The 25,246-nt window shown below is 65.2% G+C and carries 24 protein-coding genes; 6 read left to right on the top strand and 18 right to left on the bottom strand.

Going from position 1 to position 25,246, the window contains the following annotated elements; all coding sequences use genetic code 11:
- Positions 1-122: 122 nt before the first annotated feature.
- From JQ566_RS19665 to JQ566_RS19655, 3 genes are all read left to right on the top strand, one after another.
- Positions 123-941, top strand: a complete 819-nt coding sequence (locus tag JQ566_RS19665; RefSeq protein ID WP_212374657.1) for a chromate resistance protein ChrB domain-containing protein — start codon at positions 123-125, stop codon at positions 939-941.
- On the top strand, positions 941-2,326 hold the full coding sequence (gene chrA, locus JQ566_RS19660) for a chromate efflux transporter (RefSeq protein WP_212374655.1): 1,386 nt from the start codon (positions 941-943) through the stop codon (positions 2,324-2,326). Before JQ566_RS19665 ends, chrA begins: the two co-directional genes overlap by 1 nt.
- Before the next feature lie 235 nt (positions 2,327-2,561).
- Entirely contained in the window at positions 2,562-2,963 is a 402-nt protein-coding gene (locus JQ566_RS19655) for a hypothetical protein (RefSeq protein ID WP_249139611.1), read from the top strand.
- A gap of 225 nt (positions 2,964-3,188) precedes the next feature.
- Here the strand turns inward: JQ566_RS19655 and JQ566_RS19650 are convergent, their stop codons facing one another.
- The 13 genes from JQ566_RS19650 to rpoZ form a co-directional block, all read right to left on the bottom strand.
- Positions 3,189-4,733 carry a GMC family oxidoreductase gene (locus JQ566_RS19650; RefSeq protein ID WP_212374651.1) on the bottom strand — a complete coding sequence of 515 codons (1,545 nt, stop codon included), beginning with the start codon at positions 4,731-4,733 and terminating at the stop codon, positions 3,189-3,191.
- 4 nt (positions 4,734-4,737) lie between these two features.
- The gene (locus tag JQ566_RS19645; protein ID WP_212374649.1) at positions 4,738-6,288 is read right to left on the bottom strand and encodes an ABC transporter substrate-binding protein; all 1,551 of its coding nucleotides are present in this window, start codon (positions 6,286-6,288) and stop codon (positions 4,738-4,740) included.
- A gap of 401 nt (positions 6,289-6,689) precedes the next feature.
- A complete protein-coding gene (parC, locus tag JQ566_RS19640; RefSeq protein ID WP_212374647.1) occupies positions 6,690-8,948 on the bottom strand; it encodes a DNA topoisomerase IV subunit A in 2,259 nt (752 codons plus the stop codon).
- Between the two features lie 61 nt (positions 8,949-9,009).
- Complete coding sequence (locus JQ566_RS19635) at positions 9,010-9,297, bottom strand: hypothetical protein (RefSeq protein ID WP_212374646.1); 288 nt, start codon at positions 9,295-9,297, stop codon at positions 9,010-9,012.
- 100 nt (positions 9,298-9,397) lie between these two features.
- Complete coding sequence (recO, locus tag JQ566_RS19630; RefSeq protein ID WP_212374644.1) at positions 9,398-10,150, bottom strand: DNA repair protein RecO; 753 nt, start codon at positions 10,148-10,150, stop codon at positions 9,398-9,400.
- Between the two features lie 147 nt (positions 10,151-10,297).
- On the bottom strand, positions 10,298-10,678 hold the full coding sequence (locus JQ566_RS19625; RefSeq protein ID WP_212374642.1) for a hypothetical protein: 381 nt from the start codon (positions 10,676-10,678) through the stop codon (positions 10,298-10,300).
- 21 nt (positions 10,679-10,699) lie between these two features.
- Positions 10,700-11,626 (bottom strand): GTPase Era, encoded by a 927-nt coding sequence (gene era, locus JQ566_RS19620; protein WP_212374640.1) that lies wholly within the window; start codon positions 11,624-11,626, stop codon positions 10,700-10,702.
- The gene (gene rnc / locus JQ566_RS19615) at positions 11,616-12,452 is read right to left on the bottom strand and encodes a ribonuclease III (RefSeq protein WP_212374638.1); all 837 of its coding nucleotides are present in this window, start codon (positions 12,450-12,452) and stop codon (positions 11,616-11,618) included. The genes era and rnc overlap by 11 nt, the downstream gene beginning before the upstream one ends.
- Entirely contained in the window at positions 12,449-13,213 is a 765-nt protein-coding gene (lepB, locus tag JQ566_RS19610) for a signal peptidase I (RefSeq protein WP_212374636.1), read from the bottom strand. Before lepB ends, rnc begins: the two co-directional genes overlap by 4 nt.
- A 249-nt stretch (positions 13,214-13,462) precedes the next feature.
- On the bottom strand, positions 13,463-13,882 hold the full coding sequence (gene acpS / locus JQ566_RS19605) for a holo-ACP synthase (protein ID WP_212374634.1): 420 nt from the start codon (positions 13,880-13,882) through the stop codon (positions 13,463-13,465).
- Positions 13,879-14,631 carry a pyridoxine 5'-phosphate synthase gene (locus JQ566_RS19600; RefSeq protein WP_212374632.1) on the bottom strand — a complete coding sequence of 251 codons (753 nt, stop codon included), beginning with the start codon at positions 14,629-14,631 and terminating at the stop codon, positions 13,879-13,881. Before JQ566_RS19600 ends, acpS begins: the two co-directional genes overlap by 4 nt.
- Positions 14,632-14,670: 39 nt before the next feature.
- Positions 14,671-16,959 (bottom strand): RelA/SpoT family protein, encoded by a 2,289-nt coding sequence (locus JQ566_RS19595; protein WP_212374630.1) that lies wholly within the window; start codon positions 16,957-16,959, stop codon positions 14,671-14,673.
- A 206-nt stretch (positions 16,960-17,165) separates the two neighbouring features.
- Entirely contained in the window at positions 17,166-17,558 is a 393-nt protein-coding gene (rpoZ, locus tag JQ566_RS19590; RefSeq protein ID WP_007603391.1) for a DNA-directed RNA polymerase subunit omega, read from the bottom strand.
- Positions 17,559-17,890: 332 nt separating this feature from the next.
- On the opposite strand from rpoZ, the gene JQ566_RS19585 reads away from it, so the two are divergent.
- On the top strand, positions 17,891-18,535 hold the full coding sequence (locus tag JQ566_RS19585) for a LabA-like NYN domain-containing protein (RefSeq protein WP_212374628.1): 645 nt from the start codon (positions 17,891-17,893) through the stop codon (positions 18,533-18,535).
- Entirely contained in the window at positions 18,516-19,190 is a 675-nt protein-coding gene (locus tag JQ566_RS19580; RefSeq protein ID WP_212374626.1) for a uracil-DNA glycosylase, read from the top strand. Before JQ566_RS19585 ends, JQ566_RS19580 begins: the two co-directional genes overlap by 20 nt.
- Here the strand turns inward: JQ566_RS19580 and JQ566_RS19575 are convergent.
- Genes JQ566_RS19575 through dapA form a run of 4 tightly spaced genes read right to left on the bottom strand, consistent with a single transcriptional unit; the run spans position 19,187 to position 21,664 of the window.
- Complete coding sequence (locus JQ566_RS19575; protein WP_212374624.1) at positions 19,187-19,768, bottom strand: peroxiredoxin; 582 nt, start codon at positions 19,766-19,768, stop codon at positions 19,187-19,189. The genes JQ566_RS19580 and JQ566_RS19575 overlap by 4 nt on opposite strands.
- A gap of 4 nt (positions 19,769-19,772) precedes the next feature.
- A complete protein-coding gene (smpB, locus tag JQ566_RS19570) occupies positions 19,773-20,246 on the bottom strand; it encodes an SsrA-binding protein SmpB (protein WP_212374622.1) in 474 nt (157 codons plus the stop codon).
- A 59-nt stretch (positions 20,247-20,305) separates the two neighbouring features.
- The gene (gene mscL, locus JQ566_RS19565) at positions 20,306-20,719 is read right to left on the bottom strand and encodes a large conductance mechanosensitive channel protein MscL (RefSeq protein ID WP_212375044.1); all 414 of its coding nucleotides are present in this window, start codon (positions 20,717-20,719) and stop codon (positions 20,306-20,308) included.
- A gap of 54 nt (positions 20,720-20,773) precedes the next feature.
- Complete coding sequence (gene dapA, locus JQ566_RS19560; RefSeq protein ID WP_025036729.1) at positions 20,774-21,664, bottom strand: 4-hydroxy-tetrahydrodipicolinate synthase; 891 nt, start codon at positions 21,662-21,664, stop codon at positions 20,774-20,776.
- Between the two features lie 279 nt (positions 21,665-21,943).
- Here dapA and JQ566_RS19555 point away from each other — a divergent pair, with 279 nt between their 5' ends.
- On the top strand, positions 21,944-24,343 hold the full coding sequence (locus JQ566_RS19555) for a lytic transglycosylase domain-containing protein (RefSeq protein ID WP_212375042.1): 2,400 nt from the start codon (positions 21,944-21,946) through the stop codon (positions 24,341-24,343).
- Between the two features lie 453 nt (positions 24,344-24,796).
- Here the strand turns inward: JQ566_RS19555 and JQ566_RS19550 are convergent.
- Positions 24,797-25,246 (bottom strand): porin (locus JQ566_RS19550; RefSeq protein ID WP_212374620.1); only part of this gene is annotated, 450 nt, incomplete at its 5' end.

Raw genomic sequence — 25,246 nt, 5'->3', positions numbered from 1 at the left:
TCCCGCGGATTGACAGTGCTTCTTAGTTTCGCTGTAATCAGCGCCATGGGGATTTGAGCGATCTCCCCACGAGGCGACAAGCCCAAGCATCGCGTCCCGTTCGTTTCTTGCGAGGACGCATCATGTCTACATTCACGACCATCTCATCTGACAAACTGGCACGGCTGATCGGCACGGCGAACGCGCCTGTTCTGATCGATGTTCGGACCGAGGAGGACTTCGCCGCCGACCGGCGGCTGATCCCCGGCTCCATCAAGCTCAGCCACGACAATGTGACGGACTGGGGCGGCGCCTTCGCCGGCCGCCGTGCCGTCGTCTCCTGCTTCCGCGGCGAGAAGCTCGCGCAGGGCACCGCGGCCTGGCTGCGCCAGCTCGGCGTGCAGGCCGAAACGCTGGAGGGCGGCTTCGAGGGCTGGAAGGCGGCCAAGCTGCCGCTGGTCGATGCCCGCAAGCTGCCGCCGCGCGATGCCAAGGGGCGCACCGTCTGGGTGACGCGCGCCCGGCCGAAGGTCGACCGCATCGCCTGCCCGTGGCTGATCCGCCGCTTCGTCGATCCCAACGCGGTGTTCCTGTACGTCGCGCCGTCGGAGGTGGTGGGCGTCGGCGAGCGCTTCGGCGCGGCCCCCTTCGACATCGAGAACGTGTTCTGGAGCCACCGCGGCGAGCTCTGCACCTTCGACGTCATGATCGAGGAGTTCGGCATTGCGACGCCGGCCCTGCTTCGCCTCGCAACGCTGGTGCGCGGCGCCGACACCGCGCGGCCCGACCTCGCACCTGAAGCGCCCGGCCTGCTGGCGGCCTCGCTCGGGCTGTCGCGGATGTACGATGACGATCTCGAGCAGCTCGAGGCCGGCATGACGCTCTACGACGCCTTCTACCGCTGGTGCCGCGACGCCACCACCGAGACCCACAACTGGCCGACCAACAAGGTGAAGGCGTAATGGACACCCGTAACGTTCAAGCAGGAGCTGACGCCGGTCACGGCGTCAGCTTCAACGAGGCGTTCCGCGTCTGGGTCCGCGTTGCCTGCCTCAGCTTTGGCGGGCCCGCGGGCCAGATCGCGGTGATGCACCGCATCCTGGTCGACGAGAAGAAATGGATCTCCGAGGGCCGTTTCCTGCATGCGCTGAACTATTGCATGCTGCTGCCGGGACCTGAGGCGCAGCAGCTCGCAACCTATGTCGGCTGGCTGATGCATCGCACCGCCGGCGGGCTGATGGCGGGCGGGCTGTTCATCCTGCCCGGCATCATCGCCATCATGGGTCTCAGCTACATCTATGCCGCCTTCGGCAATGTCAGCTTCGTCGAGGCGCTGTTCTTCGGCCTCAAGGCCGCCGTGCTCGCCATCGTCGTCGAGGCCGTGGTGCGCGTCGGCAAGCGCGCGCTGAAGAACCGCATCATGATCGCGCTCGCGGCCGCGGCCTTCATCGCGATCTTCTTCTTCGCGGTCCCCTTCCCCATCATCATCATCGCCGCCGCCATCATCGGCTATGCCGGTGCGCGAGCTGGCCGTCCGGAGTTCGCACCGGTCGGTCACGGTCCTGGCGGCAGCGGCGCCGTGATCGACAGCATGCTCGGCGATGCCGTGCCCGATCATGTCCGCCCCGACACGGCGCGCGCAATCCGCGTGGGCACGCTGTGGCTGGCGCTCTGGCTGGTGCCCGTGATCGCGCTGCTCGCGGCGCTCGGACAGGCCAACGTCTTCAGCCAGATCGCGCTGTTCTTCTCCAAGATGGCGCTTGTCACTTTCGGCGGTGCTTATGCGGTGCTGGCCTACGTTGCCCAGCAGGCGGTCGAGCACTATCACTGGCTCAAGCCCCACGAAATGCTCGACGGCCTCGGCATGGCCGAGACCACGCCGGGCCCGCTGATCATGGTGCTCCAATTCGTGGGCTTCATGGCGGCCTACCGCGACCCCAGCGGCCTGTCGCCGATGCTGGCGGCCACGCTCGGCGGACTGCTCGCGACCTGGGTCACCTTCACGCCCTGCTTCCTCTGGATCTTCGTCGGCGCGCCCTATATCGAGCGCCTGCGCGGCAACACGGGCCTCGCCGGCGCGCTCAGCGCGATCACCGCCGCGGTCGTCGGCGTGATCCTCAACCTCTCGATCTGGTTCGCACTGCATACGCTGTTCCGCGAGACGGTTCCGGTGCATGCCTTTCCGCTGAACTTCGACATGCCCGTGCTGACGAGCGTCGACGTGCCGGCGCTCGTGCTGGCCATCGCAGCCGCCACCGCGATCTTCCGATTCAAGCTGGGGATGCTGACGGTGCTGGCGGGGAGCTGTGCTGCCGGCGTGGTGCTGCGGATGGCGGGGGTGATCTGAGGGCGCGTGCAATCGCATCGGTTCGCTGCCGGAAGGACGTGAGCGGCAGCATTCTCGGCACGTGCGGGAGCGTCACCGACGTTAACCCTGTCGGTAAATGATCCGTCGCGGGTGGGCGGCCCGCCGACAAGTTGCCTCATTGGAGCGGAGAATTTCCAGCAGCACTAACGCAGGTTAGAGGCGCATTATGCTGAGAATGGCGTTGTTGGGCCTCCTTATCCTGCTGAGTGTAGGAATGCTGTCGGCGATGGAGCTGAGAGCTCCACCGCGTCGCGCAGCCGTGATCGCCGAGCAAAGCACAGGCATTTCTGCTTCACATGGCGCCCTGGCGAAGGCTGATCGCCTTGAAACTGTTGCTGTGAACAGCGAGACGCCGACACAGGCTGCTTTGGTTGAAGACCGCGTTGCTCCGCCAGAAGACGTCCATATTGGCTCGTCCGAGCCGAAGCCGATTGCCCGTCATCGGCACAATTCGAAGAAGATCGCGACCGCTCCCAAGCCGAAGCCCAGGGCAACCGTTATCAGGCAAACCGCCAATGTCCAACGTTCAAAGGCCGCCAGCTCTACCGAGCCCTGTCGGCTCAAGGCATTTGGTGGCTTGCTCAAGGCATTGAATTTGACCGGTTGCGAAATCTGAAGATGCTTCTGGGCGTGGCCGGCGCCCGGCCTTCCCTGCGCCCTTGTCTTCTTCGAGGGTGCTGCGAGAGGTAGAACTCGGGCGCTTTAAGCCCCGAGAACGCGAACGCTCGCCCGCTGTTTGAAACGTGCAACGGAGCGGTGGCCAGTCTTGCCTCATTCTCGGTGTCATCGCCCCCCGTGCGCAATTGCGCACTAGACGGGGCATGACACCATCGTTGTCGCGCTACCGCATCATCATCCGCGCAATGGCCTCGCCGATCACCACCGTCGTGAAGTGCGTGTTGGCCCGGCAATCCGACGGCATGATGGACGCGTCGGCGACGCGCAAGCCGCTGATCCCTTTCACCGTGCCGTCAGGATTGACCACGCCATCGGCGTCGCCAGCGCCGCTCATGCGACAACTGCCGGCGGCGTGCTGGATGTCGCCGGTCTCCCGCCGCAGCAGCGCATCGAGCTCGTGATCAGGCAGCGCTGCCGCCTGCGGCAGCGTCAGGTCGGTGTCCGTGAGCCTGATCCAGTCAGTAATGCCTGATAGCGCCGGCTGCGAGGTGATGACGGCAAGGCGCTTCACCGCATCCATCATCCGCAGCATGTCGCGGGGATCGGCCAGCATGTTCTCCTCGACGATGGGATCGATCGCGGGGTCGGTCGAGGCCAATTTGAGCGTTCCACGAGAATACGCGTTGAACAGCCCGGCGCCGATCGCCCCTGCTACCCCGATGCCGCGATGGTTGAACGCGATCAGGATCATGTCGCGCTTGCCGCCATTGGCGAGGCCCGAAGAGTAGGTCACGCAGCAATTGGTGTGGCGGGTATCGGGATCGGTGGGACGAAACTCCTCCCGCAGCTGGATCGTGGCACGAAACAGCGGGTGGTCGAAGAAGTGGCGGCCGACCGGCAGATCGCGCGCGACCGCGATTCCCATCGCCCTCAACTCCTCGGCCGGTCCGATGCCCGAGCGCAGCAGGATCGCCGGACTGTGAATGGCGCCGGCGCAGAGCACGATCTGGCGCGCGCTGATGTCGTGGGTGCCCTGCCCTTCGATGTGAACGCGGAGGCCGGTTGCCTTTCCGTCGCTGATCAGCACGCGATCGACCAGCGCATGGCCGCGGATCTCCAGATTGGCACGGCCACGCGCGGGCTCGAGATAGCCCTCATTGGTGGTGATGCGGCGCAAGTTGCGGCTGTTGATGGGGTAGCAGGCGACGCCCTCGCCATCAGGACCATTGACGTCGGCACACCAGGGATAGCCGCTCGCCAGCGCCGCGTCGCGCAAGCCGCGATCGATCGGGCCCCATGTCTCCGGCGGCGCGCGATAGACCGGCAGCGGCCCGCCGCGACCATGGCCATCGGCATCGCCGAACTCCAGATCGTCCTCAATGACCGAAAATAGCGGCATCACCTCCTTGGCCGACCAGCCGGTGCAACCATTGGCCGCCCATTCGTCGAAGGCATCGGCAACGCCGCGGATCGCGATCTGGCCGTTCATCATCGAAGAGCCGCCGAGACCCTTGCCGCGCCAGTAGAAGCGCTGCTCCTGTCCGGCCACGCGGCGCGTCAAGAGATCGGGCCACTGCCATTTCTCCTGATACTCGCGCTTGTGGATGATCGGGATCGGGTTCGGCGTCCGCACCTCCCAGGGCGCCTCATCGGCGCGCCAGTCGAGACCGGCCTCTAACAGCAGGACGCGCCGTGCCGGATCCTCGGAGAGCCGTGCCGCAACAGCAGCGCCGGCAGAGCCGCCGCCGACAACAATGACATCGTACATCGCGTTACTTCTCAACGTTCCAGAACACGGGGATGGCGGACGGTATCAGACCGCGCAGAGTGGCGCGATAGGCCGCGGGCTGCGCGAACTGGCCCCACGGGATTGCGGGCGCCTGGTCGTACATGACGGTCTGGATCTCGCCCGCGATCTTCTTGCGGTCCGCCTCGGCCGGCGCCTTGGCGAAGGCTTCCATCAGCGGCGTGATGCGCGCATCGCATTGCCAGCCGGTGAAGTCGGCGCAGTTGAAGGCGACCATGACGTTGGTCAGCGGCGAGCCGAGATCGAAACCGCCGGCGTGAACGCCATAGACGCTCCAGCCTTCCTTCTTGGCGCGGCGCGCCAGCACGCTCGCCCAGTCCATCACCTGCAGATCGACGTTGAAGCCGGCAGCCTTCAGCCGCTCGGCCAGCACCTGCGCCGAGACGCGCGGAGCCTCGAGATCGTTGGCCTCCATGACGACCACGGGCTCGCCGGCATATTTGGTCGCCTTCAGCGCAGCCTTCGCCGCTTCGATCGAGGGCTTTGCCGCAGCTTCCGTGCCGGCCTTGCTCTCATAGGTGGTGCCGCAGGTGAAATAGGTCGCGCAAGGAGCGGCGTATTTGGCATCGAGCCCGAGCGCATCCAGCACCTCGCGCTGGTCGACCAGCTTCCACAGCACGCGCCTGATCTCGGGATCGTCGAACGGTTTCGACGCGGCGTTAAGGCGGTAAGCGCCCGCGAACATGTTGCCGCCGGTGAAGTTGACGAGCTTGACGCGGGAGTTCTTCTCCAGCTGCGGCAACAGATCGAACGGGGCGTATTGCATGAAGTCGATCTCGCCGGCCTGGAGCGCGGAGGCTGCGGTCGCACCGTCGGGAATGACGCGGATCTCCAGCGTGTCGACATTGACTCGCTTGCCGCCGGCGAGGAAGTCGGCGGGCTCGGGGCGCGGCACATAGTCGGCGAACTTCTTCAGGATCATGCGGTCACCGGTGCGGTGATCGGCCTTGCTGTAGACGAACGGGCCGGAGCCGATGATCTCGGTGATGCGCTGGTCGCCCGGCGTCTTCGCGATGCGCTCGGGCATCATGAAAGCGACCGGGCTGACGGGATTGCCGAGCGCGTCGATGACGAGGCCGGAGGGCTCCTTCAGCGTCAGCACGAAGGTCTTTGCATCGGTCGGTTCGAGCGAAGCCGTGATCGCGAAAATGCGGCGGCCGAGCGCGCTGCGGGTGCCCCAGCGACGCAGCGAGGCCACGCAATCGGCCGCCGTGACCGGCTGGCCGTCATGCCATTTCAGGCCATCGCGCAACGTGAACGTATAGGTCAGGCCGTCAGGCGAGACCTTCCAGTCCTGCACCATTTGCGGCTTGATGTCGCCCTTGGAATCCTTCGCAAACAGCGTGTCGAACACCATGTAGCCGAACGTGCGCGAAATATAGGCCGTGGAGAAATGCGGATCGAGCGTGACAATCTCCGCCTCGAGCACCGCGACGAGATTGCCCGCCGCATGTGCGGGCGCCGCCACCAGCGCAAGGCCGAGCAGCGCCGGAATGAAAGCCTTCAGTTTGAACATGGGAGTGTTTTTGCCTTTTGACCAGCCGTTTTGCAGTCGCCAGGAAAAGGCAATGTTCGTGCCCGATCGACGCAGGCACTTATGCGCTCACGACTATCTGCCAAGCGTTTGCGCGCCACGGGATGCAAATTGGAGAAGCGCGCTGCTACTTCTCGTCATTGCGAGCTCCGCGAAGCAATCCAGAGTCTTCCCGCGGCGGCAGTCTGGATTGCCTTCGCTGCGCTCGCAATGACGATGGGGAGAGAGCCTGGCACACTCCCTCGTGCGCCGGACGTAGCGCAGCGCGTAGCGGTGCGCTGCTGAGCCGGGGCCCATGTCTCCCAGCAATCCGTGTGGCGTGGGTCCCGGCTCTGCGCAGCAACGCGAAGGGCGTTGCAGCGCGTCCGGGACAAGAGACTGCTCTACCCGATCACGCGGCCGAACTTGTTCGACTTCGGGAAACCCTTCGGCGGCAGGCGGCCGGCGTCGGCGCGGGTGCCTTGCCACTCGGCGAGCTCCTTCATGGTCGCACTGAACTCGCGTCCCGCGGAGTCCTTCCAGGTCAGGCCTGCCTTGGCGTCGAACACGGCGACATCAGAGAGACCGCCGTCCTTGTACTTCTGCAGGCGCACGCCGCGGCCGCGGGCCATCTCCGGCACCTGATCGAGCGGGAAGACCAGCATCTTGCGGTTCTCGCCGATGACGGCGACGGTGTCGCCGAGCACCTCGGTGACCGCGCGCGCCTCGTTCGGCATCTCGACGTTGAGGACCTGCTTGCCCTTCTTGGTGGTGCCGACGCAATCGTCCTCGTTGACGACGAAGCCCTGGCCCTCACTGCTCGCGACCAGGAATTTGCGTCCGCCCTTGTGGACGAACAGCGCGACGGGTGCCGCCTCCTGCTCGAGGTCGATGAACAGCCGGATCGGCTCGCCGTGACCGCGACCGCCCGGCAGCTTCGCGACGTCGAGCGAGTAGAACCTGCCATTGGTCGCAAACAGCAGAAGCTTCGAGGTCGTCTCGGCGAAGAAGGCGAAGCCGAGCTTGTCGTCCTGCTTGAAGGCGAGCCCCGAGAGATCCTCGACATGGCCCTTCATGGTGCGGATCCAGCCCTTGTCGGACACGACGACGGTCACCGGCTCGCGCTCGACGAAGGCCTCCTCGATCGCGGCGAGGTCGTGCTCGGGCGCATCCGCAAAAGTGGTGCGGCGCTTGCCGAGCGGCGTCTTCGGTCCGAACATGTCGCGGACCTTGCCGACCTGCTCGCCGACCTTCTTCCACTGCTCGGCTTCGGAGGCGAGCACCGCATTGATGCCCTTGAGCTCGGCGCGGAGGTTCTTGTCCTCGGTGCGGATCTCCATCTCCTCGAGCTTGCGCAAGGAGCGCAGGCGCATGTTGAGGATGGCTTCCGCCTGCACCTCGGTAAGCTTGAACGCTTTCATCAGCTCGGGCTTGGGCTCATCCTCGGTGCGGATGATCTTGATCACCTTGTCGATGTTCAGATAGGCGATCAGGAAGCCGCCGAGGACTTCCAGCCGGTGCTCGATCTGCGCCTTGCGGAAGTTGCTGCGGCGGATCAGCACGTCGCGCAGATGGTCCAGCCATTCGCGCAGGCACTCCGCGAGCCCCACGACCTTGGGGATGCGGCCCTTGATGAGCACGTTGAGGTTCAACGGAATCTTGTTCTCGAGCTCGGTCAGCCGGAACAGCGATTCCATCATCAGGGCGGGATCGACGTTCTTCGACTTCGGCTCGATGACGAGGCGCACGTCTTCAGCGGACTCGTCGCGGACTTCGCCGACCAGCGGCAGCTTCTTCTGGTCGAGCAGCTCGGCGATCTTCTCGACCATCCGCGACTTTTGCACCAGATACGGAATCTCGGTGACGACGACGACCCAGGTGCCGCGCGCGCCCTCTTCCTGCTCCCACCTGGCGCGGACACGGAACGAGCCGCGGCCGGTGGTGTAGGCTTCAGCGATGGCCTGCTTGGAATCGACGCAGATGCCGCCGGTCGGGAAATCCGGGCCCTTGACCCACTTCAGCAGCGCCTTGGATTTCGCGTCGGGCTTCTCGATCAGATGCAGCGCGGCGTCGCAAAGCTCGGCGGCATTGTGCGGCGGGATCGAGGTCGCCATGCCGACCGCGATGCCCTGCGCGCCGTTGGCGAGCAGGTTCGGGAAACCACCGGGCAGCACGACGGGTTCTTTCGACTGGCCGTCGTAGTTGGCGCGGAATTCGACGCCATCCTCGTCGATGCCCTCGAGCAGAAGCCGCGCGACGTCGGTCATGCGCGCTTCGGTGTAGCGGTAGGCGGCGGGGTTATCGCCGTCGATATTGCCGAAATTGCCCTGGCCGTCGACCAGCGGGTAGCGCGAGGAGAAATCCTGCGCGAGGCGGACCATGGCGTCGTAGATCGCCTGGTCGCCATGCGGATGGAACGAGCCCATCACATCGCCGACGATCTTGGCAGACTTCTTGAACCCGGTGCCGGGGTCGAGCCGGAGCAGCCGCATGCCGTAGAGGATGCGCCGGTGCACCGGCTTCAGGCCATCGCGCGCGTCCGGCAGCGCGCGGTGCATGATGGTGGACAGCGCATAGGCGAGATAGCGCTCTTCCAGCGCCTCACGCAGCGGCACGTCATGAATTTCGGCCGGTTCTTCCGGCGGAACGATTCGTTTTCCCATGCCGCCCGGTTAAACCGTGGAAGCGAATCGGGCAAGGATCGAATGGTTCCCTGTGGGCGGCCTACTGGCCTGCCCAGCCGGCCGTGACTGTCTGGGTTTTGGCCGGACCAGGCGCTTGAGCAGGCGCCGGCGCATTTGCCACGCAGCGGCGTGCGGCCTCGATCTCCGCCTCGGTCGCGCCATGGGACCGCGCCCATGTCTCTGCGGCGGCAGCGGAATATTTCGCAACATAGTACCGCACCACCGTGCACGAGGCCCGGCGAAACACGCCGGGCTGCGGCTCGCCGGCCATGGCGTCGGGCGCGAACGCAAGCAGCGTCGCGGATAAGGCGAATCCCCTGATCAACATTTAGGCTATCCCCAATGTGGAACCTGAAGGCGAACTCGACCGGCCCGATTTAGTTCCGCGGAACTCCATGCCGAATAGCAATGCAGAATCCCGATTGGGCTCATGGCGCGGGGATCGCCGCCCTCGCCTGCTGCCGCATCAAGGCGTTGATGAAGCCGGCCCGCGCATCGGAATGGCCCTGCCCGCGCGGCTCCAGCACGTGGCGCAGCAGGAACAGTCCGGTGAGCCGGAAGCCGTCCTGGAGGTCCTGCTCGGTGAGGTCGCTCGCGGTCTCGCCCTGGCGCAGGAATGGCGGCAGGCGCAACAGCCGATCGCGCCACGGCTCGCCCGCGCCGCGCGACACCGCGCCGCCGGATTTCGGCGAGACGTAAATCAGGTCCGTGGTCTCGCCGGTCACCGCGCAATTGTCCAGCGCCAGGCCAAAACCCAGCTCGGCGAGCATCGCCAGCTCGAAATGAATCAGGTGCACGGCGGCGCTGCCGATGTCGTCGAAATCGTCGAGCGAATGTTCGAGCAGCGCAAAGATTGCTTCGTGCGGATCGCGCTCCGGCAAGAGCCGCGCGATCGAGGCGAGATGGGTGACGCCATAGACACCGTGGGACGATGCCAGCAGCGTCGCCGCGCGCAGCTTCAAGCCCTCGATGGCATAGGTCCCGAGATGCTCGTCGAGCCGGGCTCGCCACACCGCGCTGACGCTGTTCCCCGGCTGCAAAAGCGGCCGCATCCGCGAGCCGGCGCCGCCGCGCACGAGGCCGAGATGGCGGCCGTGCCCGCGCGTCAGCAGCTCGACGATGGCGCTAGACTCGCCATGCCGCCGCACCCCCAGCACGATGCCTTCGTCGGTCCATTCCATGGGGTGAAGTCTAGCGCAATTCGAGCTATCGTAGGGTGGGCAAAGCGAAGCGTGCCCACCAATTTTCACCGACCGAACATTGGCGATCGCGGTGGGCACGGCGCGCAAGGGCGCGCCTTTGCCCACCCTACGGCACCGCCTGAAAACTCACGCGTTGAACCAGCCCTGCGCATCGCCGGTGAAGGAGAAGTACAGGCCTATCGTCGTCAGCGCGCAGGAGACGATCTCGATGGCGCTGTCGAGCTCCATGCCCTTCTCGCCGATGATCTGGCCGAGCGATATCACCGACAGCACCAATGCTGCCGCCAGCACCCAGCGCGGCCAGTTCTTGCGCCAATGCGCGGCGAGCCGGACGAAATAGACCAGCAGCAGGATCATGCCGCCGGCGAGCAAGGTCGCCGTCATGATCATCTGCTCGGTCATCTCGGCATTGGGCGTGCGGTCCTGCACGGCAACCGAGACGGCATCGAGCATCAATGATGCATAGAGCAGCGCTTCGAAGCGCTGGACGTTGGCGGGTACGCTCATCGAATGCCGATCTTTTCTTGGTTATTCTTTGGGGAAGTCCAGGCCCATCTCGCGGTAACGGTCGGGATCGTCGCCCCAGTTCTCGCGCACCTTGACGAACAGGAACAGATGCACCGGCACGTCCAGGATCAGCATCAATTCTTTCCGCGAATCCGCGCCGATCGACTTGATGGTGGCGCCGCCCTTGCCGAGCACGATCTTGCGCTGGCTTTCGCGCTCCACGAAGATCGTCTGCTCGATCCGCACCGACTTGTCCTTGCGCTCCTCCCACTTGTCGGTCTCGACCGTGGACTGGTAGGGCAATTCCTGGTGCAGCTTCTGATAGATCTTTTCGCGCGTGATCTCGGCCGCGAGCTGCCGCATCGGCGCGTCCGACATCTGGTCCTCGGGATAGAGGAACGGGCCCGGCGGCACCATGTCCGCGAGCGTCTTGCGGATGTCGTCGACGCCGTCGCCCGAGATCGCCGAGATCATGAACGTCCGCGCGAACGTCATGCGCTCGTTGGCGGCTTGCGCCAGCGCCAGCAGCTTCTCGCGCTGGACCAGATCGACCTTGTTGATGACGAGGATCTTGTCGTGATTGACGCTGGCGGCCTTGGCGAGGATCGCCTCCGCTTCCTCGTCGATCCCGGTCTTGGCATCCAGCAGCACGCAGACGAGATCGGCGTCATGCGCCCCGCTCCAGGCGGTCGAGACCATGGCGCGGTCGAGCCGGCGCTTCGGCAGGAAGATGCCGGGCGTGTCGACCAGGATGATTTGCGCGTTGTTCTCGATGACGATGCCGCGGATCAGCGCGCGCGTGGTCTGCACCTTGCGCGAGACGATCGTGACCTTGGCGCCGACCAACGCGTTGACCAGCGTGGACTTGCCGACATTCGGAGCGCCGATCAGCGCGACGAAGCCGCAGCGCGTCGCAGTGGGCGCCTCGCCGCTTGCTTCAGCCGTCATTGCCGCCGCCAACACCTTCGCGTTCGATCATCACTGAGGCTGCCACCTTCTCTGCCGCGCGCTTGCTGCCGCCGATGCCCTCGGCCGGCGCCAGCCCCGGCAGATCGACGGCGACACGGAACTGCGGATCGTGATGCGGGCCGGTGCGCTCGACCTCGCGGTAAACCGGCGTCGGCAGCCCCTTGCCCTGCGCCCATTCCTGCAGCACGGTCTTGGGATCGCGCAACGGACGCCGCGGCTTGTGCATGCGCTCGGTCCAGTTACGCCTGACAAACTCGGCCGCCGCGGCATGGCCGCCGTCCAGGAAGATGGCGCCGATCACGGCTTCGCAGATGTCACCGAGGATGGATTTGCGTAAGCGCGCATCGGCGCTGGAGCCGACTGAACCGAGCTTGATGTCGTCGAGCAGGCCGAGCAACTTGGCCACGTCCGCACAGCTCTCCTTGCGCACGAGCTCGGCAAGACGCTTGGACAGCTCGCCTTCGTCGGCATTCGGGAAGGCATGATAGAGCATGTCGGAGACGACGAGCCCGAGCACGTGGTCGCCGAGGAATTCCAGCCGCTGATAGCTGTCGCCGCGCTTGCGCCCGGATTTCAACGCCGAGACATGCGTGATCGCCTGCATCAAGAGGTTCGGGTCAGTGAAGCTGTGGCCGATGCGCGCCTCGAGCGCCGCGTTCGCATCCGTGCCCTTGGCCTTGCTGCTGCGCGCCCGCTTCTTCTTCGCAGGTGTCTTGTTTGCAGGCGTCTTGGTCGCAGCTTCCCCTTCGGGGCCCGCTTGCGCCTCGATCGGTTGGGTCGCGATGTCCTTGGCTTCGTCTTTCATCGGACGATTTTGAAGAAACGATTCCAGCGCACCGCCCACGGCCAGCGCCAGAACATCCAGGCATGCTCGCCTTCAGCGATGGAGAAGAAGATCATCTGGGCGCGGCCGATCAAGTTCTCCTGTGGCACATAGCCGACCTGGCCGAGAAAGCGGCTATCGGTGGAGTTGTCGCGATTGTCGCCCATCATGAAGAAGTGACCGGGCGGCACCGTGTAGACATTGGTGTTGTCCATGTAGCCGTTGTCGGCGCAGTCCAGCGTCTCGTAGGACACACCGTTCGGCAGCGTCTCCTTCCAGCGCTTCACCCGGGAGATGCCGCCGCCTTCCGAGCCGCAGGGGTCCTCGCCGACATATTCGCTCATGCGCTGCCGCTCGACCGGCGAGTTGTTGATGTAGAGCAGCCCGTCCCGCATCTGGACGCGGTCGCCGGGAAGACCGATCACGCGCTTGATGTAGTCGGTGGAATCGTCCTTCGGCAGGCGAAACACGACGATGTCGCCGCGGTTCGGATCCGAGCCCCAGATTCGCCCCGAGAACAGCGGTGGCGAGAACGGGATCGAATAGTGGCTGTAGCCGTAGGAATATTTCGAGACGAACAGATAGTCGCCGACCAGCAACGTCGCCTTCATCGAGCCGGACGGGATGTTGAAGGGCTGAAACAGGAAGGTGCGGATGACCAGCGCGATCAGGAGAGCATGAATGACGACCCGGATCGTTTCACCGACGCCGCTCTCAGTTTTCGTTCCCGAAGTCACGCTCATTGCTCTCTCAATTCCGGCCGGCGGTCACAGAGCGCCCTCCTGGCGCGAACAGCCCATTGCTTCGCGGCCCATGGAGATTGTCCTGATTCTGATAGTGAGGGCCAATTCCGGCGTAAAGCCGAATTCGCCCAAGCTGATTTGCGTCCGCGGACTTTTAGACGGTTGTCGGAGGCCACGCAATCAAGGATCGCATCAAAACTGAATAAGGCATTGATTTCAAATACGAATTATAAAATCGAACGGATCGCGTCAGGGCTTCGCCGGCGGCACGGCCGAAATGATGACAAAGGCCTGCGCCAGCGGCCAGTCGTCGGTGATCGAAACGTCGATCCGCGCCTCGAATCCCTCCGGCGTCAGGGCCTGGAGCCGGGCCAGGGCGCCGCCGGTCAGTTGCATGGTCGGCCGCCCGCCCGGCAGGTTGACCACCCCCATGTCGCGCCACCAGACGCCGCGCCTGATGCCGGTGCCGAGCGCCTTGGAGCAGGCCTCCTTGGCGGCGAAGCGCTTGGCGTAGGTCGCCACCACCATCTTCTCGTTCTTGGCCCGCCGCTCCGCCTTGGCCCGCTCGGCCGCCGTGAAGATGCGGTCGAGGAAGCGCTCGCCATGGCGCTCGATCACCTTGGCCACGCGGGTGATGTCGATCAGGTCGGAGCCGATGCCGATGATCATGCCCGGCTCCGGCCGCGGTCCATCGCCGCGCGCATGGTGCGCACGGTCTCGGCCAGCCCCACGAACAGCGCCTCGCCGATCATGTAGTAGCCGATGTTGAGCTCCATGATCTCCGGCAGCGCGGCGATGGTCTCCGCCGTCGCATAGTCCAGCCCGTGCCCGGCATGGACCTCGAGCCCCGCGGCCTTCGCCAGTTTCGCCCCGGCCACGATCCGCTGCCATTCGGCCTCGGCCTTCTCGGTGTGGCCGTCGACGACGGCGTCGCACCAGGCGCCGGTGTGGATCTCGATCACGGGCGCGCGCAGCCGTGCCGCCATCTCGATCTGGGCGGGATCGGCGGCGATGAACAGCGAGACCCGGATGCCGGCATCGTTCAGCCGCGCGATATAGGGCGCGAGCGCGTTGTGCTGGCCGACCACGTCCAACCCGCCTTCGGTCGTCACCTCCTGGCGCCGCTCCGGCACGAGGCACACCGCGTGCGGCTTGGTGGCGAGCGAGATCCGCATCATGTCGTCGGTCGCCGCCATCTCGAAATTGAGCGGCTTGGAGATCTCCGCCTTCAGCCGCGCCATGTCCTCGTCACGGATGTGCCGGCGATCCTCGCGCAAATGTGCGGTGATGCCGTCGGCGCCGGCCTCGATCGCGAGCAGCGCCGCGCGCACCGGATCTGGATTGCGGCCACCGCGCGCGTTACGCAGGGTCGCGACATGGTCGACATTGACGCCGAGGCGGAGCGGAGGTGCGGGCATTTCAGAACTCACGAAATCGGGGCGATAGACGCCAAGCGTCTATCCATTAACACGTTCGACACGGGCGACGACCGCCTTCGCGCGCAACTGGGCTATGATCGCGCTCAGGTGCTTCAGGTCGTAGACTTCGAGATCGATCGTCGTCTCCGTGAAATCCGGCGAGCGGCGTTGCATGCTGATGTTGTCGATGTTGCCGTCGTGCTCGGCGATGACAGTCGCGATCTGGGCGAGCGCGCCGGGCTCGTTGACGTTCTCGAGCCTGATCCGGGCCGGGAAACGCTGCGGCACCGTGTCCTCGATGTCCCAGCGGACGTCGAGCCAGCGCTCCGGTTCCTCCTCGAAATCCTTCAGCGCGGGTGCCTGGATCGGGTAGATCGTGATCCCCTCGCCCGGCGTAACGATGCCGACGATGCGGTCGCCCGGCACGGCGCCGCCGTTCGGCGCGAACTTGACCGGCAGGTCGGAATTGATGCCGCGGATGGGGATGGCGACCGGGCTGCGCGACGGTTCGGAGACCCCCTTCTCCTTGAGCTTGGCAGCGAGTCCCTTCTTGACCCCGTAGCGCGCGACGCGCTCCTCCTTGTAGTCGGGGTACATCGCGCGCGCGACGTTGGAGGCCTTGATCTCGCCGCGGCCCACCGCCGCCATGACGTCGTCGATCGAGGTGCGCGCAAGCCGCGGCAGCGCGCCCTTGAGCTTGTCGTCGGCATATTCGATCTTGGCGCGCTCGAACAGGCGCTCGACGATGCGCCGGCCGAGACCGGCATATTGATCGCGCACGGCGGTGCGCGTGGCGCGGCGGATCGCGGCACGCGCCTTGCCGGTGACGGCCAGCGTTTCCCAGGCCGACGGCGGCGCCGATTGCGCCTCCGAGGTCAGCACCTCGACCTCGTCGCCGTTCTGGAGCTCCGAGGACAGCGGCGCGAACTTGCCGTTGATCTTGCAGCCGACCGCGCTGTTGCCGACGTCGGTGTGCACCGCATAGGCGAAATCGATCACGTTGGCGTGGCGCGGCAGCGCGATGAGCTTGCCCTTCGGGGTGAAGCAGAACACCTGGTCGTGGAACAGCTCGAGCTTGGTGTGCTCGAGGAATTCCTCGGGATTGGCGCTCTCGGAGAGAATTCCGATGGTGTGGCGCAGCCAGGCGAACGCGTTCGACTCGCGCTTGAGGTATTCGGTCGGCGAGCCCACGCCTTCCTTGTAGAACACGTGCGCGGCAATGCCGCGCTCGGCGATCTGATCCATCGCCTCGGTGCGGATCTGGAGCTCGACGCGCTGGTTACCGGGGCCGATCACCGTGGTATGGATCGAGCGGTAGTCGTTCTGCTTCGGCGTCGAGATGTAGTCCTTGAAGCGCCCCGGCACGACCGGCCAGGTGGTGTGGACGATGCCGAGCGCGCGATAGCAGGCCTCGATGTCGCTGACGACGAGGCGAAAGCCGAAGATGTCGGACAATTGCTCGAAGCCGATCGATTTGCGCTCCATCTTGGTCCAGATCGAGAACGGCTTCTTGCGGCGGCCATAGACCCGCGCCCCGAGGCCCCTGTGGCGCAGATTGTTGGAGAGCTGGTCCTCGATCTCGCCGATCAGATTGCGGTTGCGCTCGGCGAGCGCGTCGAGCCGCTGCATCACGACCGAATAGGCTTCGGGATCGAGGGTGCGGAAGGACAGATCCTCCAGCTCCTCGCGCATTTCCTGCATGCCCATGCGCCCCGCCAGCGGCGCGTAGATGTCGAGCGTCTCCTCGGCGATGCGCCGGCGCGATTCCGTCGGTACGAAATCCAGCGTGCGCATGTTGTGCAAGCGGTCGGCGAGCTTGACCAGGAGCACGCGGACATCGTCGGCAATGGCCAGCAGCAATTTGCGCAGGTTCTCGGCCTGCTTGGCCTCGCGCGAGACCAGCTCGAGCCGCTTCAGCTTGGTCAGGCCCTCGACCAGCGCGCCGATCTCCGGCCCGAAGATCTGGTCGATCTCGGCCCGCGTCGCCTCGGTGTCCTCGATCGTGTCGTGAAGCAGCGCGGCCACGATGGTGGCGTCGTCGAGCTTCAGGTCGGTGAGAATCGCCGCCACTTCGAGCGGGTGCGAGAAATACGGATCGCCCGAGGCGCGGGTCTGCGAACCGTGCGCCTTCATGGCGTAGACATAGGCGCGATTCAGCAGGTCTTCGTTGGTGTTGGGATTGTAGGATCTGACGCGCTCGACGAGGTCATATTGACGCATCATGCGGGCGCGGGGCCTGGCCGGGCGCGCGACCGGCGCAGTCGGGGCCATGGCAACCGATTCGGTTGCGGCCTGCATCTGCGTGAATCTGCGGCGCCGATATACCATGCCGTCCTGCCTTCAAACGGACCCTGAGCCGGCCCGTTGCATACATCCTAGCTCCGATCGCGCTGGCGTCCGATCAATTCAGTGACAGGCGCAGCGCCAACCGGCAACGCTATGGTAACCACGAAAAGGTCAACAAAAGCAAAGGCCCGAACGACGGTTCGGGCCTTTGATAAGATCACAAGAAGTCGATGATCGCGACGGAGGAATTACTCGTCTTCCTCAGGCTGCTCCTCGGGCGGAGCGAGGCCTTCCAGGCCCTTCAGAAGCTCCTCCTCGGTCATGCGCTCGACGGCGACTTCGGTATCGTCCGCATCGACGCTGGCACCTGCGGAACCGATCAGCGGCACCGTATCCGGCTCGGGCTCATCCACCTCGACGAACTTCTGGAGCGAGTGCACCAGCTCCTCGCGGAGGTCCTCCGGCGAAATCGTCGTCTCGGCAATTTCACGCAAAGACACAACAGGGTTCTTGTCGTTATCGCGGTCAACCGTTAGTTGTGAGCCGGACGAGATCATGCGGGCACGGTGGGCGGCCAGCAGGACCAGGTCAAACCGGTTGTCGACCTTGTCGATACAATCTTCTACGGTGACGCGAGCCATGGACTGTCGCTCCGTTGTGGTTGGGACGAAATATGTGGATGATTGGCGCTAGTTATAGGGGCCGGGACGGTTTCGCAAGGCCAATTTGTGATTTGGCCTCGCCAAACGGCTCTGATACCCCCACATTGGGGCTTGGGTGGGTGATTTCTCCGGGGCTGCCATCGAGGGCGGCGCCGGGTGCATGAGAGTCCGCCATAACTATACCTTGATTGCCCCGACTTCTCCGGATTTGCGGTTTCGACGGGTTTAGGCGCCACCTTGGGACTGCGCGGCTGGCTGCCGCCGCGCCAACAATAAACGATCAATCACGACACACTACGCGAGCAAACTGAATGTCACCTTCTCCTACCAACAAGATCGCGCTCTTCATCGACGGGGCCAATCTCTACGCGACGGCGAAAACGCTGGGCTTCGACATCGACTACAAGCGCCTGCTGAAGGAGTTTCAGAGCCGCGGGACGCTGCTCCGGGCGTTCTACTACACCGCCATCATCGAGGATCAGGAATACTCCTCGATCCGCCCGCTGATCGACTGGCTGGACTACAACGGCTACACCGTCGTCACCAAGGCGACCAAGGAATTCATCGACGCCTCCGGCCGCCGCAAGGTCAAAGGCAACATGGACATCGAGCTGGCCGTGGACGCCATGGAGCTCGCCGAGCACATCGACCAGATGGTGCTGTTCTCCGGTGACGGCGATTTCCGCTCCCTGGTCGAGGCGGTGCAGCGCCGCGGCGTGCGGGTCACGGTGATCTCCACCATCGCCAGCCAGCCGCCGATGATCGCCGACGAGCTGCGCCGCCAGGCCGACGTCTTCACCGACCTCGTCGAGCTGCAATCCAAGCTCGGCCGCGATCCGTCCGAACGCCCCGCCCCGCGTGACCGCGGCGAGCGTGGCGAACGCCACCACGCCCCGCAATTCCTCCAGCGCGCAACCACGATGGCGCCGAGGGGCGATGAAGACTTCGAGGAGTGAGGCGGCCCGGTCAAGCCGCCAGCCCCTCACCGTCGTTCCCGACCGCGACTGTCCACTCTGCCCGCGCCTGGTCGCCTTTCGCGAGGCGAACCGTGCGCGTGAGCCGTCGTGGCACAATGCGCCCGTTGCGCCCTTCGGCGACATCAAGGCGCGCCTTTTGATCGTGGGCCTCGCGCCGGGAATGCAGGGCGCCAACCGCACGGGACGGCCGTTCACCGGTGATTATGCCGGCGACCTGCTCTACGCCACGCTGATCGAATACGGCTTTGCCAGGGGCACCTATCAGGCGCGCCCCGACGACGGCCTGAAGCTGGTGGACTGCCGGATCGCGAACGCGGTGCATTGCGTGCCGCCGCAGAACAAGCCGCTGCCGGCCGAGATCAACACCTGCCGCCAGTTTCTTGTCGCGAATCTGGCCACGATGCCGAACCTGCGCGCGATCGTCGCGCTCGGGCGGATTGCGCACGACAGCGTGCTCAAGCCGCTGAATCTGAAAGGCTCGCAGGCCCCCTTCGGCCACGGCGCGGTGCATCAGGCCGGCCGGTTCAGGCTCTACGACAGCTACCACTGCTCGCGCTACAACACGAACACCGGCGTGCTGACGCCGGACATGTTCAGATCCGTATTCGCGAAGGTGAAGGCGGATCTCGATTAGCTTTGGACGGGATTCGCCTTGAGCCAGTCCAGGACGTCACCGGCGTTCCGGTCGGGCGGAAACACCGGGTAGAACACATGCGTGATCCTGGCGTCGTCGATGATCAGAGCTAGGCGCTTGATCAGCGTCAGGCCTGCGACCTCCATGGTCGGCAAGTTCAGGGCGCGCGTCAGCGCCAGCTTCTCGTCCGAGAGCACCGGGAACGGCAGATGCAGGCGCGAGGCCATCTCGGTCTGGTAGTCGTTGCTCTGGGTCGAGAGGCCGAACACGTGTGAGGCGCCGGCGGCTTTCAGCTCGGCGAACAGATCGCGAAATGCGCAAGTCTGCGGCGTGCAACCGCGCGCCCCCGGGATCATGTCCCAGTCGTCGACCAGCGCGATCTTGCCGGGCTCGCCGGTGCGGGGATAGGCGAACACGACGGTGCGGCCGCGCAGCGCCGACAGCGTGACCGAGGTATCGTCGGTCGCGAGCAGGCCGATCGGTGGCAGCGTCATGCCCTTGAGATGCGCGGCGCCGCCGTCGGCGGCGGGCGCGGGAATCTGGCTCCAATCGACCTCGAGCAGGTTCCGTTGATTCATCTCGTCATCCCCTCGCCCGCATCAGCCGGCCCTTCTCCCGGCTCCAGTCGCGCTTCTTCTCGGACTCGCGCTTATCGTGCAGCTTCTTGCCCTTCGCAACCGCCAGCTGCAATTTGGCGCGCCCGCGCTCGTTGAAGTAAAGCTTGAGCGGGATCAGCGTCATGCCCTCGCGGTCGACCGCGCCGATCAGCTTGTTGATCTGCCGACGATGCAGCAGCAGCTTTCGCGGCCGCTTCGGCTCATGATTGAAGCGATTGCCCTGGAGATATTCGGGAATGGTGGCGTTGATCAGCCAGATCTCGCCGTCCTTGGAATCGGCGTAGGATTCCGCGATCGTGCTCTTGCCGCTGCGGATCGACTTGACCTCGGTGCCGGTCAGCGCAATGCCCGCCTCGATCGTGTCTTCGATCGCATAGTTGAAGCGGGCCTTGCGATTTTCCGCCATGACCTTGATCGGACGTTCGTTCTTATCGGCCATGATGGGCAAACCTGATCGAGATGCGCTCGGATTCTAACAATTCGGATGAAGTGGGCGCGTCACTTCTTGAGGAGATCGCGGATCTCGGTCAGGATCTCGACCTCGGCCGACGGTTTTGGCGGAGCGGCAGGAGCGGCCTCGTCCCTGCGCTTCAACGTGTTCATGGCGCGGATCACCAGGAACAGCACGAAGGCGATGATGATGAAGTTGATCGTCAGCGTGAGGAAGCTGCCCCAAGCCAGCACGGCGCCTTGCTTTTTCGCATCAGCTAAGTTGGTGGCTGTGACCTTCGCCGACAAGGGGGTGAAGTAGTTCGAGAAGTCGAGCCCGCCGGTGACGGCACCGATCATCGGCATGATCACGTCGCCGACCAGCGAGTTGACGATGGCGCCGAACGCCGCGCCGATGATGACGCCGACCGCGAGATCGACGACGTTGCCCTTCATGGCGAATTCACGGAACTCCTTCAGCATCCGCGCGCCCTTTTCCTCGACGCTCATAAAAGGCTCCCCCGACGGGCTAACGCGTCAGTTGATCAGGCCGGCGTGAACCATCGCGCTGCGCACGGCAACGCGGGTCGGCTCGGAAACCGGAACCATCGGCAGCCGCAGCGTCTCGTCCAGCTTGCCGAGCAGCGACATCGCGTACTTGATCGGCGCCGGGTTGCTCTCGATGAAGAGGTTGTTGTGCAGCGGCATCAGCTTGTCGTGGATCGCGAGCGCCGCCTTGGTGTCGCCCTTCTGCCAGGCGGCGTGGAACTCCGAGCACAGGCGCGGCGCGACGTTCGAGGTCACCGAGATGCAGCCATGGCCGCCATGGGCCATGTAGCCGATGATGGTGGCGTCCTCGCCCGAGAGTTGGTTGAAATCCTCGCCCATCGCCGCGCGCTGCTGCGACACGCGAACCATGCTGGCGGTGGCGTCCTTGACGCCGGCAATGTTCTTCAGCTCCCACAGCCGCTTCATGGTGTCGACCGACATGTCGATCACCGAGCGCGGCGGGATGTTGTAGATGATGATCGGAATGCCGATCGCGTCGTTGATCGCCTTGAAGTGCTGGTACATCCCTTCCTGGGTCGGCTTGTTGTAGTAGGGCGTCACGATCAGCACGGCGTCTGCGCCCGCCTTTTCGGCGTGCTGGGAGAGCTCGATCGCCTCCTTGGTCGAGTTGGAGCCGGCGCCCGCGATGACAGGCACGCGGCCCTTGGCTTCAGCGATGCACCATTCGACGACCTTCTTGTGCTCGTCATGGCTGAGCGTCGGGCTCTCGCCGGTGGTGCCGACCGGGACCAGTCCATTGGTGCCCTCGGAAATCTGCCAATTGACCAGGGAGCGGAACGCCGCCTCGTCCAGCGCGCCGTTCTTGAACGGCGTGACCAAGGCGGTGAACGACCCCCGGAATTTCGTCTTGGCTGCCATGGACTTCCTCCGTACGCGGCTATCTCTTGAGCAAGCCCCATTCATATCGGGTCTATCCCGCCGGTAAAAGGGCCGGCGCCGGGTGACGCACCGTTTAGGCCGCGATTTTGCCGCGGTGGTGGTGCAAACCCGCCGGAAGTAAGCGGCTGTTGGTATTTTCTCCGCATATTCAATCAGATTCAGCTAGGTCTTGAGCCACTTCACTGATTCGGGGCGACAAACGCCGTGACCTCCTTTTCTCGTGCCGCATGGCGATCCACCGGTCTGGCCGTGTGCCTGATGGCAGGGCTGTCGGTGGGCTGCGCCGCCCTCGCCAAGTCCAATGACAAGTCCAATGAGACGGCCGCGGAGACCAAGGATACCGCGAAGCCGGCCGCCAAGGACGCCGCGAAGGGGCCAGCCAAGGGATCGCCCAAGGAGACAGTCAAGGGACCCGGCAAGGACGCAGCGAAGGGCGCGAGCAAGAGTGCGGCTGGCGCGCCGGCCAAGGACGCCGCGAAGAAGCCTGCCAGGGATGCTGGTAAGGTTGCTGCCGGCAAGGAACCCGCGAAGGACAAACCGAGACCCGCGGCAGCAGCCCCCTCGCCCAAATCACAACCGAGCACCAGCGGGTCGCCACCCAAGACCGGCCCCGCGCCGGGCGTGACGGCCACTGTCAGACCCACCGCCCCAGCCGCCGCCAGACCGGTTGCAGCTCCCGTGCTGGCCCCTGCGACCCGCCAGCATGCGGCGCCGCGCAAGCCGGTCATCCCGGCGGCCGTCGCTGCGACATCGTCGACGTCGCAAGCCGACAAGGACACGCTGGAGAGCGTCATCGAGCTCGTGCGCAAGCGCAAGGGCGGCGACGCCACCAATGCGGCGGCCGGCATCTCCGATCCGGTCGCGCGAAAGCTCGCCGAATGGATCATCCTGCGCAGCGAGGACAACGGCGCCACCGTGGAACGCTATCGCGCCTTCCTCTCCGCCAATCCGAGCTGGCCGTCGCAGACCTTCCTGCGCCGGCGCCTCGAGGCCGCGATGTGGGACGACAGGCGCGACGATTCGGTCGCGTGGTCGTGGTTCGAGAACGAGTCTCCGATCTCCGCCAAGGGCCGCTTCACGCTCGCCAAGGCGATGCTGGCGCGCGGTGACCGCGCCAATGCCGAGCGGCTGGTGCGCGAGGCCTGGCGCAGCGATCCGATGTCGGAGGACACCGAGAACAACGCGCTCGACCAGTTCGGCGCCCTGCTTACGCCGGGCGACCAGAAAGCGCGGATGGACACCCTGCTCTACGGCAGCGAGACCGAGGCGGCGCTGCGCGCCGCCAAGCGCCTCGGCGCCGGCTATGTCGCGCTCGCCAAGGCCCGCATCGCCGCGGTCAAGAAGGCGCCGAACGCGCGGGCGCTGCTCGATGCGGTGCCGCGCGAGCTGCACGGCGATCCCGGCTTCGTCTTCAGCAAGATCCAGCTCTTGCGCCGCGACGAGAAGTTCGCCGAGGCCGCCCAGCTGATGCTGTCCGCGCCGAAGGATCCGGGTCGCCTCCACAATCTCGACGAATGGTGGATCGAGCGGCGCCTGCTGGCGCGCAAGATGATCGACACCGAGGAATTCCGCAGCGCCTATCTGATCGCGCGCGATGCCGCTCTGCCTTCGCGCGACATCTACAAGACCGAGCAGGAGTTCACCGCCGGGTGGATCGCGCTGCGCTTCCTCAACGACCCCGCGACCGCCACCCAGCATTTTGCCCGCATCGGCGTCGGCAGCGTCAATCCGACCACGCTGGCGCGTGCCGGCTATTGGCAGGGCCGCGCCGCAGAAGCGATGGGCCGCCAGCAGGAGGCGCGCAACGCCTATGCCCGTGCAGCCGAGCAGTCGACCAGCTATTACGGCCAGCTCGCGCGCGCAAAGCTCGGCCTGCCGCAGATCCAGCTCAACAACCAGCCGCGCGGGCGCGGCGCCGAGCGGCTGGAGATCGTGCGCGCGGCGCAGCTGCTCTACGAGCTCGACGAGCGCGAGCTCGCGGTGCCCATGCTCGCCGACATGGGCGAGAATGGCGATCCCGAAGCGCTTGCCGGCCTCGGCGAGCTCACCCAGCGCTACAGCGATGCGCGCGGCATGTTGCTGCTCGGCAAGGCCGCGCTCAACCGCGGCCTGCCGTTCGACTTCTACGCCTACCCCGTCAATGGCATTCCGCACTTCACGCCGATCGGCCCCGAGGTCGAGCGCAGCATCGTCTACGCGATTGCCCGGCAGGAGAGCGCGTTCAATCCGTCGGTGGTCTCGCCGGCGCAGGCCTATGGGCTGATGCAGGTGACGCCGGATGCCGCGCGCTATGTCTGCAAGCGGCACGGCGCGACCTACGATCTGGGACGCCTCAAGAACGATTCAGTCTACAACGCCACGCTCGGCTCGGCCGAGCTCGGCGGACTGCTCGAAGATTATCGCGGCTCCTACATCATGACCTTTGCCGCCTACAATGCCGGCCGCGGCAGCGTGAAGAAGTGGATCGACCGCTACGGCGATCCGCGCGACCCCAAGGTCGATGCGGTCGACTGGGTCGAGCTGATTCCGTTCTCCGAGACGCGCAACTACGTGCAGCGGATCATGGAGAACCTGCAAGTCTACCGCGCCCGCTTCGGCGGCGGCACCCGCTTGCAGATCGAAGCCGATCTGCGTCGCGGCGCCGGCAGCGTGGAATAGAGGGACCCCTTTCGAGCCACCGCCGTCAGCGCGGATGGCGAGCGCACGCTCGTCGAGAGCCGAGTCGCCCGGACACATCCAGCGACCATCCGCGATCGCCAGGCGAGCCGTTTCGATCCGCCGCGACCATTGCGGTCCGATCGGCAAGCTCGCTGGTGCCGGAGGCTCGAATGCGAAGGCTTCGGTCGCACCTGCTGCAGCGCGATTCGATCAGGACGTTTTGCGCCGCGGGCGGGCCGGCCCCACCGCACTTCCCTCTGCGCGCGAAGCTCGGGGACGGCATGCAGCCCCGCCCCTCTCCTTCACGGCGACTTCCATCGGGTTGCAACGAGCAACGAAGAGCGCCAGGGCAGCTCCCGCGCCCATTGCGTGAAGCGAGCACAGGAGGGCTGGCACAAGAAAAAGCCCCGGCGGTTTCCCGCCGGGGCTCTCTGTCAGGTCGTTAGACCGAACTTACCAGTTGCGCTGAGCGCGGAGCAGCAGGGTGATGCTGTCCTGATCCTTCAGCTCGTACACAGCAGTCGGCTTGGCAGTGTTGGCAGCCGGGCTGAGAAGAGCCGTGCCCGAATACTTCTGGTCCAGATGGGTCCAGTTCAGGTCGGCCGAGAACGTCAGGTTCTTGACCGGGGTCCAGCGGGTGATGATACCGATCTGACCGATGGCGAAGTCAGGGTTACAACCCGTGACACCCGCGAGGGCGCCGAACACGCCGCCAGCACCGCCAGCGCCGCAGAGGGTGGTCTTGGCAAGCGTGCCGAACTGCGCCTGAGCGTAGGCACCGTAGAGCGCGGTGTTCCAGTACGGATCCCAGTTATGGGTATACGCACCACGGAAGCCCCAGGTCTTGACCGTCTCCTGCTGCGAGCCGGTGATGAACACCGTGTCAGGAGCATTGGCGAAGCC

The organism is Bradyrhizobium sp. SZCCT0231 (genome assembly GCF_018130245.1).
GTDB lineage: Bacteria > Pseudomonadota > Alphaproteobacteria > Rhizobiales > Xanthobacteraceae > Bradyrhizobium > Bradyrhizobium japonicum_F.
The sequence above is the reverse complement of the archived record's forward strand: the minus strand, read 5'-3'. Positions and strand labels throughout refer to the sequence as shown.

Bases quoted from the DNA above. Each gene is read 5' to 3' on its own strand.
- JQ566_RS19665 (WP_212374657.1), top strand. From the start codon at position 123: ATGTCTACATTCACGACCATCTCATCTGACAAACTGGCACGGCTGATC.
- chrA (WP_212374655.1), top strand. From the start codon at position 941: ATGGACACCCGTAACGTTCAAGCAGGAGCTGACGCCGGTCACGGCGTC.
- JQ566_RS19655 (WP_249139611.1), top strand. From the start codon at position 2,562: ATGCTGTCGGCGATGGAGCTGAGAGCTCCACCGCGTCGCGCAGCCGTG.
- JQ566_RS19650 (WP_212374651.1), bottom strand. From the start codon at position 4,733: ATGTACGATGTCATTGTTGTCGGCGGCGGCTCTGCCGGCGCTGCTGTT.
- JQ566_RS19645 (WP_212374649.1), bottom strand. From the start codon at position 6,288: ATGTTCAAACTGAAGGCTTTCATTCCGGCGCTGCTCGGCCTTGCGCTG.
- parC (WP_212374647.1), bottom strand. From the start codon at position 8,948: ATGGGAAAACGAATCGTTCCGCCGGAAGAACCGGCCGAAATTCATGAC.
- JQ566_RS19635 (WP_212374646.1), bottom strand. From the start codon at position 9,297: ATGTTGATCAGGGGATTCGCCTTATCCGCGACGCTGCTTGCGTTCGCG.
- recO (WP_212374644.1), bottom strand. From the start codon at position 10,150: ATGGAATGGACCGACGAAGGCATCGTGCTGGGGGTGCGGCGGCATGGC.
- JQ566_RS19625 (WP_212374642.1), bottom strand. From the start codon at position 10,678: ATGAGCGTACCCGCCAACGTCCAGCGCTTCGAAGCGCTGCTCTATGCA.
- era (WP_212374640.1), bottom strand. From the start codon at position 11,626: ATGACGGCTGAAGCAAGCGGCGAGGCGCCCACTGCGACGCGCTGCGGC.
- rnc (WP_212374638.1), bottom strand. From the start codon at position 12,452: ATGAAAGACGAAGCCAAGGACATCGCGACCCAACCGATCGAGGCGCAA.
- lepB (WP_212374636.1), bottom strand. From the start codon at position 13,213: ATGAGCGTGACTTCGGGAACGAAAACTGAGAGCGGCGTCGGTGAAACG.
- acpS (WP_212374634.1), bottom strand. From the start codon at position 13,882: ATGATCATCGGCATCGGCTCCGACCTGATCGACATCACCCGCGTGGCC.
- JQ566_RS19600 (WP_212374632.1), bottom strand. From the start codon at position 14,631: ATGCCCGCACCTCCGCTCCGCCTCGGCGTCAATGTCGACCATGTCGCG.
- JQ566_RS19595 (WP_212374630.1), bottom strand. From the start codon at position 16,959: ATGGTATATCGGCGCCGCAGATTCACGCAGATGCAGGCCGCAACCGAA.
- rpoZ (WP_007603391.1), bottom strand. From the start codon at position 17,558: ATGGCTCGCGTCACCGTAGAAGATTGTATCGACAAGGTCGACAACCGG.
- JQ566_RS19585 (WP_212374628.1), top strand. From the start codon at position 17,891: ATGTCACCTTCTCCTACCAACAAGATCGCGCTCTTCATCGACGGGGCC.
- JQ566_RS19580 (WP_212374626.1), top strand. From the start codon at position 18,516: ATGAAGACTTCGAGGAGTGAGGCGGCCCGGTCAAGCCGCCAGCCCCTC.
- JQ566_RS19575 (WP_212374624.1), bottom strand. From the start codon at position 19,768: ATGAATCAACGGAACCTGCTCGAGGTCGATTGGAGCCAGATTCCCGCG.
- smpB (WP_212374622.1), bottom strand. From the start codon at position 20,246: ATGGCCGATAAGAACGAACGTCCGATCAAGGTCATGGCGGAAAATCGC.
- mscL (WP_212375044.1), bottom strand. From the start codon at position 20,719: ATGCTGAAGGAGTTCCGTGAATTCGCCATGAAGGGCAACGTCGTCGAT.
- dapA (WP_025036729.1), bottom strand. From the start codon at position 21,664: ATGGCAGCCAAGACGAAATTCCGGGGGTCGTTCACCGCCTTGGTCACG.
- JQ566_RS19555 (WP_212375042.1), top strand. From the start codon at position 21,944: ATGGCAGGGCTGTCGGTGGGCTGCGCCGCCCTCGCCAAGTCCAATGAC.